General features: G+C 58.7%; 12 protein-coding genes. All 12 read right to left on the bottom strand.

Annotation, left to right across the window (positions count from 1 at the left end):
* Positions 1-22: 22 nt before the first annotated feature.
* The 12 genes from atpG to mnmE all read right to left on the bottom strand — a co-directional run bounded on the left by atpG (position 23) and on the right by mnmE (position 11,568).
* Positions 23-883, bottom strand: a complete 861-nt coding sequence (atpG, locus tag BUQ73_RS26270) for a F0F1 ATP synthase subunit gamma (RefSeq protein ID WP_012274910.1) — start codon at positions 881-883, stop codon at positions 23-25.
* Positions 884-931: 48 nt separating this feature from the next.
* A complete protein-coding gene (atpA, locus tag BUQ73_RS26265; RefSeq protein ID WP_012274911.1) occupies positions 932-2,476 on the bottom strand; it encodes a F0F1 ATP synthase subunit alpha in 1,545 nt (514 codons plus the stop codon).
* A gap of 21 nt (positions 2,477-2,497) precedes the next feature.
* On the bottom strand, positions 2,498-3,034 hold the full coding sequence (locus BUQ73_RS26260; protein ID WP_003253191.1) for a F0F1 ATP synthase subunit delta: 537 nt from the start codon (positions 3,032-3,034) through the stop codon (positions 2,498-2,500).
* A gap of 12 nt (positions 3,035-3,046) precedes the next feature.
* Positions 3,047-3,517, bottom strand: coding sequence for a F0F1 ATP synthase subunit B (locus tag BUQ73_RS26255; protein WP_027917106.1), 471 nt, complete (start codon positions 3,515-3,517; stop codon positions 3,047-3,049).
* A gap of 57 nt (positions 3,518-3,574) precedes the next feature.
* A complete protein-coding gene (atpE, locus tag BUQ73_RS26250) occupies positions 3,575-3,832 on the bottom strand; it encodes a F0F1 ATP synthase subunit C (protein WP_003097235.1) in 258 nt (85 codons plus the stop codon).
* 143 nt (positions 3,833-3,975) lie between these two features.
* Positions 3,976-4,845 (bottom strand): F0F1 ATP synthase subunit A, encoded by an 870-nt coding sequence (atpB, locus tag BUQ73_RS26245; protein ID WP_027917107.1) that lies wholly within the window; start codon positions 4,843-4,845, stop codon positions 3,976-3,978.
* Between the two features lie 16 nt (positions 4,846-4,861).
* On the bottom strand, positions 4,862-5,269 hold the full coding sequence (locus BUQ73_RS26240; protein ID WP_008092225.1) for a F0F1 ATP synthase subunit I: 408 nt from the start codon (positions 5,267-5,269) through the stop codon (positions 4,862-4,864).
* A gap of 149 nt (positions 5,270-5,418) precedes the next feature.
* Positions 5,419-6,291, bottom strand: a complete 873-nt coding sequence (locus BUQ73_RS26235; RefSeq protein WP_027917108.1) for a ParB/RepB/Spo0J family partition protein — start codon at positions 6,289-6,291, stop codon at positions 5,419-5,421.
* Between the two features lie 9 nt (positions 6,292-6,300).
* Positions 6,301-7,092 (bottom strand): ParA family protein, encoded by a 792-nt coding sequence (locus BUQ73_RS26230; RefSeq protein ID WP_012316952.1) that lies wholly within the window; start codon positions 7,090-7,092, stop codon positions 6,301-6,303.
* An 18-nt stretch (positions 7,093-7,110) separates the two neighbouring features.
* Positions 7,111-7,761, bottom strand: a complete 651-nt coding sequence (gene rsmG / locus BUQ73_RS26225) for a 16S rRNA (guanine(527)-N(7))-methyltransferase RsmG (protein WP_079230267.1) — start codon at positions 7,759-7,761, stop codon at positions 7,111-7,113.
* Positions 7,758-9,650 carry a tRNA uridine-5-carboxymethylaminomethyl(34) synthesis enzyme MnmG gene (gene mnmG, locus BUQ73_RS26220; RefSeq protein ID WP_079230266.1) on the bottom strand — a complete coding sequence of 631 codons (1,893 nt, stop codon included), beginning with the start codon at positions 9,648-9,650 and terminating at the stop codon, positions 7,758-7,760. Before mnmG ends, rsmG begins: the two co-directional genes overlap by 4 nt.
* 547 nt (positions 9,651-10,197) lie before the next feature.
* Complete coding sequence (mnmE, locus tag BUQ73_RS26215) at positions 10,198-11,568, bottom strand: tRNA uridine-5-carboxymethylaminomethyl(34) synthesis GTPase MnmE (protein ID WP_079230265.1); 1,371 nt, start codon at positions 11,566-11,568, stop codon at positions 10,198-10,200.
* Between the last annotated feature and the right edge of the window lie 70 nt (positions 11,569-11,638).

The raw sequence follows: 11,638 nt of genomic DNA, 5'->3' as shown, positions 1-11,638 counted from the left end.
GATCCTCTGAATTTTTGAACCGTTAAACCGCGGCAGCGCCGCCGACGATTTCCGAGATCTCCTGGGTGATCGCAGCCTGACGCGCCTTGTTGTAGATCAACTGAAGCTCTTTGATCAAATCACCGGCGTTGTCTGTGGCGTTCTTCATGGCGATCATCCGGGCCGCTTGTTCAGCAGCGTTGTTCTCGACCACCGCCTGGTATACCTGCGACTCCACGTAACGCACCATCAAGCCGTCCAGCAGCTCTTTTGCGTCGGGTTCGTACAGGTAATCCCAGTGATGCTTGAGATCCTGATCCGGGGTTGCCACCAACGGTACCAATTGCTCGACCGTCGGTTTTTGGGTCATGGTGTTGATGAACTTGTTCGAAACCACCGAAAGGCGATCGATACGGCCGTCCAGGTAGGCGTCCAGCATCACTTTGACGGAGCCGATCAGATCGTTGATCGATGGCTCTTCGCCCAGGTGGCTGATCGCGGCTACGACGTTGCCGCCAAAGATGCGGAAGAAAGTCGCACCCTTGCTGCCGATCACGCACAGGTCGATTTCCACGCCCTGTTCGCGGTTTTCGTTCATGTCCTTGACCAGGGCCTTGAACAGGTTGGTGTTCAAGCCACCGCACAGACCACGGTCACTGCTCACCACGATATAACCGGCGCGCTTTACAGGGCGCTCGATCATGAACGGGTGGCGGTATTCCGGGTTGGCGTTGGCCAGATGACCGATCACCTGGCGGATACGCTCCGCGTAAGGACGGCTAGCAGCCATGCGCAGTTGTGCCCTGCGCATCTTGCTGACCGCCACTTTCTCCATGGCGCTGGTAATTTTTTGCGTGCTTTTGATGCTCGCAATCTTACTGCGAATCTCTTTTGCGCCTGCCATGTATCACCTATCAGGTTAGCAAGCGGGGGCCTGAGCCCCCGCTGCGGCTTACCAGGTCTGGGTGGCCTTGAACTTCTCGATACCGGCTTTCAGGCCTGCGTCGATTTCGTCGTTGAAGTCACCCTTCACGTTGATCTTCGCCATCAGTTCAGCGTGATCACGGTTGAAGAAGGCGATCAGTGCTTGCTCGAAGCTGCCGATCTTGGAGACTTCTACGTCAGTCAGGAAACCACGCTCAGCGGCGTACAGCGACAGGGCCATGTCCGCGATGGACATTGGCGCGTACTGCTTCTGCTTCATCAGCTCGGTAACGCGCTGACCATGCTCCAGCTGCTTGCGGGTCGCTTCATCCAGATCGGAAGCGAACTGGGCGAATGCAGCCAGTTCACGGTACTGAGCCAGAGCGGTACGAATACCACCGGACAGCTTCTTGATGATCTTGGTCTGAGCGGCACCACCTACGCGGGATACCGAAACACCGGCGTTCACTGCAGGGCGGATGCCCGAGTTGAACATGGCCGATTCCAGGAAGATCTGACCGTCGGTGATGGAAATCACGTTGGTCGGAACGAACGCGGAAACGTCGCCAGCCTGGGTTTCGATGATCGGCAGGGCGGTCAGGGAACCGGTCTTGCCAGTGACTGCGCCGTTGGTGAACTTCTCGACGTACTCTTCCGAAACGCGCGATGCACGCTCCAGCAGACGGGAGTGGAGATAGAACACGTCACCTGGGTACGCTTCACGTCCTGGTGGACGGCGCAGCAGCAGGGAGATCTGACGGTAGGCAACGGCCTGCTTGGACAGGTCATCGTAAACGATCAGGGCGTCTTCACCGCGGTCACGGAAGAACTCGCCCATGGTGCAGCCGGCGTAAGGAGCCAGGAACTGCAGTGCGGCGGATTCCGAAGCACTGGCAACAACCACGATGGTGTTGGCCAGGGCGCCGTTTTCTTCCAGCTTGCGAACGATGTTGGCAACGGTGGAACGCTTCTGGCCGACAGCAACATAAACACAGAAAATACCGGAGTCTTTCTGGTTGATGATGGCGTCGATGGCCATGGCGGTCTTGCCGATCTGACGGTCACCGATGATCAGCTCACGCTGGCCACGGCCGACAGGGATCATGGCGTCGACGGACTTGTAGCCAGTCTGTACAGGCTGGTCTACCGACTTACGCCAGATCACGCCTGGAGCTACTTTCTCGACCGCGTCGGTCTGAGTGTTGCCCAGAGGACCTTTGCCGTCGATCGGGTTGCCCAGTGCGTCAACGACGCGACCCAGCAGTTCCTTACCAACCGGAACTTCCAGGATGCGGCCGGTGCACTTGGCGCTCATGCCTTCGGCGAGGGTGTCATAGGCACCCAGGATCACTGCACCTACGGAGTCTTGCTCCAGGTTCAGTGCCATACCGTAGACGCCGCCAGGGAACTCGATCATTTCGCCGTACATGACGTCGGCCAGACCGTGGATCCGCACGATACCGTCGGATACCGAAACAACGGTACCTTCGTTACGGGCTTGGGAGCTCACATCGAGGTTGTCGATGCGGCCCTTGATGATTTCACTAATTTCGGAAGGATTGAGTTGCTGCATTGCTCTGCTGCCCCTTCAAACTCAAGATTTCAATGCTTCGGCCAGTTTCGCGATTTTGCCGCGAACAGAGCCATCGATTACCAGGTCACCTGCGCGGATGACGACGCCGCCAATCAGGCTGGCATCCTCCGACGCGTGCAGGCGCACTTCCTGGCCTAACCGTGCACTGAGAACCTTGGCGAGTTTGTCTTGCTGTTCTTGGTTCAACGCAAAAGCACTGGTGACTTCCACGTCCACGGATTTCTCTTGCTCGGCCTTGTACAGGTCGAACAGGGCGGCAATCTCCGGCAGAAGCAGGAGACGGTCGTTTTCCGCGGCAACATGAATGAAATTCTGTGCCTGTGCATTGAACTTGTCACCGCACACGTCAATGAACGTGGCGGCCTTTTCTGCGCTCGTCAGTCGCGGGGCCTTGAGCAGGCGCTGCATGGTGTCGTCTTGCGACACCGCAGCAGCCAGGCCGAGCATGGCTGACCAATTGGCCAGTTGCTGATGGGCCTGGGCATGCTCAAAGGCAGCCTTAGCGTAAGGTCGGGCCAACGTGGTCAGTTCTGCCATGATCGCCCTCGCTTAAATTTCAGCGGCCAGTTTGTTAACCAGCTCCGCATGCGCGTTTTGATCGATTGTGGCGCCAAGGATCTTTTCAGCACCGCCAACGGCCAGAGCACCCACTTGGGCACGCAGGGCGTCTTTAGCGCTGTTCAGTTCCTGTTCGATCTCGGCCAGAGCCTGAGCCTTCACACGGTCAGCTTCGACGCGGGCCTGATCACGGGCTTCCTCGACAAGCTGAGCAGCGCGTTTCTTGCTTTGCTCAATGATTTCGGCTGCCTGTGCTTTAGCTTCACGCAGTTGCTGACCCACTTTCTCTTGGGCCAGCTCCAGGTCGCGAGCTGCGCGGTTGGCAGCGTCCAAGCCGTCGGCAATCTTCTTTTGACGCTCTTGCAGAGCAGTGATGACCGGAGGCCATACGTACTTCATGCAGAAGAGTACAAAAATCAGGAAGGCAACGGATTGGCCAATCAGGGTTGCATTAATGTTCACGCCAACACCTCGCTCGGTCTTAATTCATCACAGCCATCAACTCGTGGAAACGAGTGATTAGCCGGCGATCTGACCAACGAACGGATTCGCGAAGGTGAAGAACAGAGCGATACCAACACCGATCATGGTTACGGCGTCGAGCAGACCGGCAACGATGAACATTTTGACCTGCAGCATTGGAACCATCTCAGGCTGACGAGCAGCGCCTTCCAGGAACTTGCCGCCCAGCAGGCCGAAACCAATGGCGGTACCCAGAGCACCCAGGCCGATCAGCAGAGCAACAGCGATAGCGGTCAGACCAACTACAGTTTCCATCTTTCCTCCCGACTTTTACGTCGTATTGGTTAGGTTTTTAAGTTGAAGCGGTAAAACAAATCGTTTGGTACAGCTGCCCTTGCGGACTTTTAAAGCCTTCCCCCCAAACGAGCGGGGAAGGCTACAAGACACGCCAGGCGGTCTTAATGGTTATCTTCATGAGCCATCGACAGGTAGACGATGGTCAGCATCATGAAGATGAAAGCTTGCAGCGTGATGATCAGGATGTGGAACACAGCCCACGCCCACTGCAGCACGATACCCAGGCCGCTCAGCCAGAGGATGCCGGCGCCGAACATCACGGCGATCAGGATGAACACCAGCTCGCCGGCGTACATGTTGCCGAACAGACGCAGTGCCAGCGAGATCGGCTTGGCGATCAGGGTGACGAACTCCAGCAGGAAGTTCACCGGGATCAGCAGGATCTGCACGAAGATGTTCTTGCTGCCGAACGGGTGCAGGGTGAGCTCACCGATGAAGCCGCCCAGGCCCTTGACCTTGATGCTGTAGAAGATGATCAGGGCGAACACGCTGAAGGCCATGGCCAGGGTCGCGTTCGGGTCGGTGGTCGACACGGCGCGGAACGGAATGTGCGGGTCACCGGAGATCAGGATGGCCAGCTGAGGAATCCAGTCGACCGGTACCAGGTCGATGGCGTTCATCAGGAACACCCAGACGAAGATGGTCAGCGCCAGCGGAGCGATCACCGGGCTACGGCCGTGGAAGGAGTCCTTCACGCTGCCGTTGACGAAGTCCACCAGCACTTCTACGAAGTTCTGCAGGCCGCTTGGTTGACCGGAAGTCGCCTTCTTGGCCGCCATGCGGAAGATGAACAGGAAGATCAGACCCAGCGCGACGGACCAACCCAGGGTGTCCAGGTGGAACGCCCAGAAGCCCATTGCCTTGGCTTCTGCAGCCGAATGGGCAAAGCCCCAGCTGCCGTCTGGTAGTTGACCGTAGGTCAGGTTCTGCAAGTGGTGCTGGATATAGCCCGAAGCGGTTTCTGCTGCCATGGTTGCCTCAAACGCCCTAAGGTCTCGAAAGTCTTTTATTCATCAGCAGGGGCGCGAACCAGCTGACCAAAAGGGTCAACACGAAGACGCCGAATACTGCTAACGGCGCCAGTGGCTTCACTCCTGCGAAGGTCAGTGCAAAAAGCACTGCCGTCAAAATCATCTTGCCTGCCTCGCCAGCGTAAAACGACTTGACGATAGCTTGTGCCGCCCGAGCTCCGCTGAAGCGAAAAGCCTTCCAGGCGAAATACACATTGGGCAGCCAGGCAATCAAACCTCCGCAAAGGCCTGAATATCCACTGACCGCCCCTTTCCACTGCCACAACACCAAGGTTGCCAGCAGTAGTACGACGAATTGAGCCAGCAGTACCGGAAAAACCGCCCAGCGATGGAAAGGCAGGCGGTTTGGCGTGCGGATTTCCATCACAACTGCTCCTCGGAAGTCGACCAACAAGTCAGTTATGACTTGGCATAATTTGTGCCGACAAAATGCGCGCAGAGTATAGGGGTGGATTAACCCCTATTCAACTATTCGGTAGTGATTTCCGACTGCGCGCTACAACGGGAATTGTTTCAGCGGATGTGAGCAAGCACGCCTTGCAACTCGTCAAGCGAGTTATAGCGAATAACCAATTGGCCTTTGCCCTTGTTGCCGTGACGTATCTGCACGGCAGAGCCCAGGCGCTCTGCGAGCCGCTGTTCAAGGCGCGCGATGTCCGGATCAGGTTTGCTCGGTTCGACCGGCTCAGGTTTGCCATTGAGCCATTGACGGACCAGTGCCTCGGTTTGGCGCACAGTGAGACCACGTGCGACAACATGACGCGCCCCCTCTTCCTGGCGATCTTCTTCGAGACCGAGCAAGGCACGGGCGTGGCCCATCTCCAGGTCGCCGTGGGCGAGCATGGTCTTGATCGCCTCGGGCAGCGAGATCAGGCGCAGCAGGTTGGCCACGGTCACCCGCGACTTGCCCACGGCATCGGCCACTTGTTGCTGGGTCAGCTCGAACTCCTGCTGCAGGCGCTGCAGGGCCAGGGCTTCTTCCAGCGGATTGAGGTCCTCGCGCTGGATGTTCTCGATCAGCGCCATGGCAATGGCGGCTTCGTCCGGCACTTCGCGCACCATCGCCGGGATGGTGTCGAGACCGGCCTGCTGAGTGGCGCGCCAACGGCGCTCACCGGCAATGATCTCATAGCGGCTACCGTCGATCGGGCGAACCACGATGGGCTGCATCACCCCATGGCTGCGAATCGAGTGCGCGAGCTCTTCCAGTGCCTCGGGGTCCATGTCGCGGCGCGGCTGGTACTTGCCGCGCTGGATCAGTTCGACTGGCAGGTGTTGCAGTTCTTTCTGGTCGATCTTCACAGCCTGCTCTTCGAGCGCGCTGACGGAAGGACCACTGAGCAGTGCATCCAACCCACGTCCGAGACCCCGTTTCTTAACGGCCATGCGGATTCCTTAAGTTGTTTGTGCAGTGCGTGATTGACGGCGTTGACGGCGTACCAGTTCCCCGGCCAGGGCCAGATAGGCCAGTGCGCCACGCGATTGCTTGTCGTAGGCCAGCGCCGGCATGCCGAAGCTCGGGGCCTCGGCCAGGCGGATGTTGCGCGGGATGACGGTGTCGTACAGCTGCTCGCCGAAGTGTTCCTTGAGCTGCGCCGAAACATCGTTGTTCAGGCTCAGGCGCGGGTCGTACATGGTCCGCAGCAGGCCTTCGATCTTCAGCTCCGGGTTCAACCGGGCAGCGATGCGCTTGATGTTATCCACAAGGTCGCTGAGACCTTCCAGCGCGTAGTACTCGCACTGCATCGGGATGATCACGCCATCGGAAGCGACCAGCGCATTGAGCGTCAGCATCGACAGCGACGGCGGGCAGTCGATGAGGATGAAATCATAATTTTCGCGGATCGGCGCCAGCGCGTTGCGCAGGCGGCTTTCCTTGACCTGCATTTCCAGCAGCACCACTTCCGCGGCGGTCAGGTCGCGGTTGGCCGGCAGCAACTGGAAGCCACCGTGCTCGGAGTAGTGCATGGCCTGGGCAAGGTCGCATTCCCCGATCAGCAGGTCATAGACCGAATGCTCGAGTTCGTGTTTGTCCACACCGCTGCCCATGGTCGCGTTGCCCTGCGGATCGAGGTCGATCAGCAGCACACGACGCTTGGTCGCGGCCAGCGATGCTGCGAGGTTGATACAGGTGGTGGTCTTGCCGACCCCACCTTTCTGGTTCGCGATTGCGAATACCTTAGCCATTGTTGCGTGTGTTCCCAATCAAGCCTTGCGGCGCAGTATCAGCAGATGGCGCTGGCCCTGGCAACCTGGAACGGTCAGGGCCTGCTCGCTTTCCACTGTGAAGTCTGCGGGCAATGCTACCAGTTCATCGGCAGGATGCAGCCCCTTCATTGCAAGCCATTGCGTCCCGGTGTCGCCCAGATGGCGGGTCCAGTTGGTGAAGTTCTCCATGCTGCTGAAGGCGCGGGAGATGATTCCGCTGAACGGTAGTGATGGCTGGAAAGCTTCGACCCTGCTGTGGATAACCGTAAGGTTGTCCAGTTTCAGTTCCATTTTCACCTGAGTCAGGAAGCGGGTCTTCTTGCCATTGGCGTCCAGCACCGTCACCTGCTTGTGCGGATGCAGGATAGCCAAAGGGATGCCGGGCATGCCACCGCCGCTGCCGACATCCAGCCAGTTGTCACGGTCGTTGTGGATAAACGACATGACGCTGAGGCTGTCGAGCAGGTGGCGGGAAACCATCTCGTCCGGATCGCGCACGGCAGTGAGGTTGTAGGCTTTGTTCCATTTGATCAGCAGGGCCAGGTAGCCCAGCAGCTTTTCGTGCTGCTCGGCGCTCAACTCGACACCGAGCTGGCGCGCACCTGTGGACAACTCTTCGGCGTGTTGCGGGGTGACCAGGGAACTCAAGCGCTTTGCTCCAATTCGCGGCCAGCGCCGCGTTTTTTCAGATGAATCAGCAACAGGGAAATCGCCGCAGGAGTCACACCGGGGATACGCGAAGCCTGGCCCAGGGTTTCTGGGCGAGTCTGGCCGAGCTTGCCCTGGATTTCCTTCGACAGCCCGGAAATGGTGGTGTAGTCGATATCCACAGGCAGGCGGGTATCTTCACTGGCGCGCAGGCGAGCGATCTCGTCCTGTTGGCGGTCGATGTAACCTGCGTATTTGGTCTTGATCTCGACCTGCTCTGCGACCTGTGGATCGATCTCTTCACCGCCGGTCGCTTCGATCAGCCCGGCATAGTCGATCTCTGGCCGAGCCAGCAGGTTGAGCAGGCTGTATTCGTGGGCCAGCGGAGTGCCGAACTTATCCACAATGGCTTGGCCTTGCTCGGTGTTCGGGCGCACCCAGGTCGACTTCAGGCGCTGCTCTTCACGCTCGATACCGTCGCGCTTGGCGCAGAAAGCAGCCCAGCGTTCGTCGTCGATCAAGCCGAGTTCGCGACCTTTCTCGGTCAGGCGCAAGTCAGCGTTGTCTTCACGCAGGATCAGCCGGTACTCGGCACGCGAAGTGAACATGCGGTACGGCTCCTGGGTACCCAGGGTAATCAGATCGTCGACCAATACGCCGATGTACGCCTCGTCGCGGCGCGGGCACCAGCTTTCACGGCCTTGGGCACGCAGTGCGGCGTTGGTCCCGGCCAGCAGGCCCTGGGCGCCAGCTTCTTCGTAGCCAGTGGTGCCGTTGATCTGGCCAGCGAAGAACAGGCCACCGATGACTTTGGTCTCGAGGCTGTACTTGAGGTCACGCGGGTCGAAATAGTCGTACTCGATGGCGTAACCCGGGCGAACGATGTGGGCGTTTTCCATACCGCGGATCGAGCGCACCAGCTCCAGCTGCACATCGAATGGCAACGAAGTGGAAATACCGTTGGGGTACAGCTCATGGGTGGTCAGGCCTTCCGGCTCGATGAACACCTGGTGGCTTTCCTTGTCGGCAAAGCGATGGATCTTGTCTTCGATCGATGGGCAATAGCGCGGGCCGACACCTTCGATCACCCCGGAGTACATCGGCGAACGGTCAAGGTTCGAGGCAATGATCTCGTGGGTGCGGGCATTGGTGTGGGTGATCCAGCAGCTCACCTGGCGCGGATGCATTTGTGCATTGCCCATGAACGACATCACCGGGATCGGCGTGTCGCCTGGCTGTTCGGTCATCACCGAGAAATCCACGGAGCGCCCGTCGATACGCGGAGGGGTACCGGTTTTCAGGCGGCCGACTCGCAGCGGCAGTTGACGCATGCGGTGAGCCAGGGCAATCGATGGCGGATCACCGGCGCGACCACCGGAATGGTTCTGCAGGCCGATGTGGATAAGGCCGCCGAGGAAGGTGCCGGTGGTCAGTACCACGGATTCCGCGAAGAAACGCAGCCCCATCTGGGTCACCACGCCTTTGACCTGGTCCTGTTCGACGATCAGGTCATCGCAGGACTGCTGGAATATCCACAGGTTCGGCTGGTTTTCCAGGATCTCGCGTACCACAGCCTTGTAGATGGCGCGGTCGGCTTGCGCTCGGGTGGCGCGTACGGCTGGGCCTTTGCGGTTGTTCAGGATGCGGAACTGGATGCCGCTCTTGTCGGTGGCCAGCGCCATCGCGCCGCCGAGCGCATCGATCTCTTTGACCAGATGACTTTTGCCGATGCCACCAATCGCCGGGTTGCAGCTCATGTGACCGAGGGTTTCCACGTTATGGGTCAACAGCAGGGTTTTCACACCCATGCGTGCTGACGCAAGCGCAGCCTCGGTACCGGCATGGCCGCCGCCGATGACGATCACTTCAAAACGGGAAGGGAAATCCACCACGCACCTCGTGCCTGTTTTTGCGAATAGAGAAGGTAAGCGGACAAGTATAGGGACTTCACCCCCTCTAAAGGAACCGTCTGAGCAAATTTTGACCAGTCTGTGGATGAGTGGCAGACAACAGAAATCAAAGAGAAGAAATTTATAAAAGCTTTGTTTTTATGTTTATTCTTATGCACAGCCTTATCTGTGGATAAGCTTCTGTATCCCTTTGGCTGCCTGATGTACAGCAAAATTGAACCCTGTGGCTTACCTACCATGAGGGGTATGGATAACGTCTTTTAGCCTGTGGATTAAATGGTAGTTTACCCACAGGCGGATTTGTCCTCAGAAAAAAAGCCTGCTTATCAACGGAGCTGAAGGCGGGTTTTCCACAGGGCTCCTGCACATGGATTTGAGTCTGTGGATGAATTTCGGCGACCTTTTCACCATCCACCGAGGAAGGTTTAAGCTACGGGCAGCGGGTCAAAATCCGACGAGTGGATAAATCGCAGGCAAAAAAAAGCCGCTCCCGAAGGAGCGGCCTTGGTTTTTAACGACCTGTGGACTACTTGCCGATGCAGAAACTGGAGAAGATCCGCCCCAGCAGGTCATCGGAACTGAATGCACCGGTGATCTCACCCAGCGCATGCTGCGCCTGACGCAAGTCCTCCGCCAGCAATTCACCCGCGCCAGCCAGTGTCAGCTGTGCGCGGCCATGTTCCAGATGTGAACTGGCCTGGCGCAAGGCATCCAGATGGCGCCGGCGGGCGCTGAAACCGCTCTCGGCAGTCTGTTCATAACCCATGCAGGCCTTGAGATGATCACGCAGCAATTGCAGCCCCTGGTCATCGCCCTTGGCACTCAAGGTAATGGTCACATGGCCGTCGTCGCACTGTTCCAACCCTACCCGCTCTCCACTGAGGTCGGCCTTGTTGCGAATCAGCGTGACCTTGGCCGGGTCTGGTCGCTGATCGAGGAACTCGGGCCACAAGGCAAACGGGTCACTGGCCTCAGGTGCGGTGGAGTCGACCACCAGCAGCACCCGATCGGCTTCGCCAATGGCCTTCAGCGCACGTTCCACACCGATTTTTTCCACATGGTCATCGGTATCCCGAAGGCCGGCGGTGTCGACCACATGCAGCGGCATGCCGTCGATGTGGATATGTTCCCGAAGAATGTCCCGGGTGGTGCCGGCAATGTCGGTCACGATCGCAGCCTCGCGCCCTGCCAGTTGGTTCAGCAAGCTCGACTTGCCGGCATTCGGGCGACCAGCGATGACCACCGTCATCCCGTCTCGCAGCAAGGCGCCTTGCCCGGCCTCGCGCTGCACGGTGGATAACTCGGCACGTACTGTATCGAGCATCGACAACACATGGCCATCGGCAAGGAAGTCGATTTCCTCTTCAGGGAAGTCGATTGCCGCCTCGACGTAGATGCGCAGGGCAATCAGCGCCTCTGTCAGACTGTGCACGCGCTTGGAGAATTCACCCTGCAACGAGCGCAAGGCGTTGCGCGCGGCCTGGCTGGAGCTCGCTTCAATCAGGTCGGCGATGGCTTCGGCCTGGGCCAGGTCGAGCTTGTCGTTGAGGAACGCACGCTCGCTGAACTCGCCTGGGCGCGCCAGACGGCAGCCGACTTGTACACAGCGCTGCAGCAGCATATCCAGCACCACCGGGCCGCCATGGCCCTGCAGCTCGAGTACGTCCTCGCCAGTGAAAGAGTTGGGCCCAGGGAAGAACAGCGCAATGCCTTCATCCAGCACCAGGCCATCTTCATCGCGGAATGGCCCGTAGTGGGCATGCCGTGGCGTCAGCGTTCGGCCGGTGATCAACTGGCCAGCCTTGCTTGCCAATGGCCCTGACAGCCTGACGATACCGACGCCTCCGCGGCCTTGGGCGGTAGCGATGGCGGCGATGGTTTCACGCACAGTGTTCATGCTCGAAAGCCTCTACGACAAAAACGACAGATAGCAAAAACGCCCCCGAGGGGGCGTTTTTATTCACAGG

Source organism: Pseudomonas putida, from assembly GCF_002025705.1.
In the GTDB taxonomy this organism is placed as follows: domain Bacteria; phylum Pseudomonadota; class Gammaproteobacteria; order Pseudomonadales; family Pseudomonadaceae; genus Aquipseudomonas; species Aquipseudomonas putida_J.
Note: the sequence above shows the minus strand (reverse complement) of the source record. Positions and strands in the feature narration are given on the sequence as shown.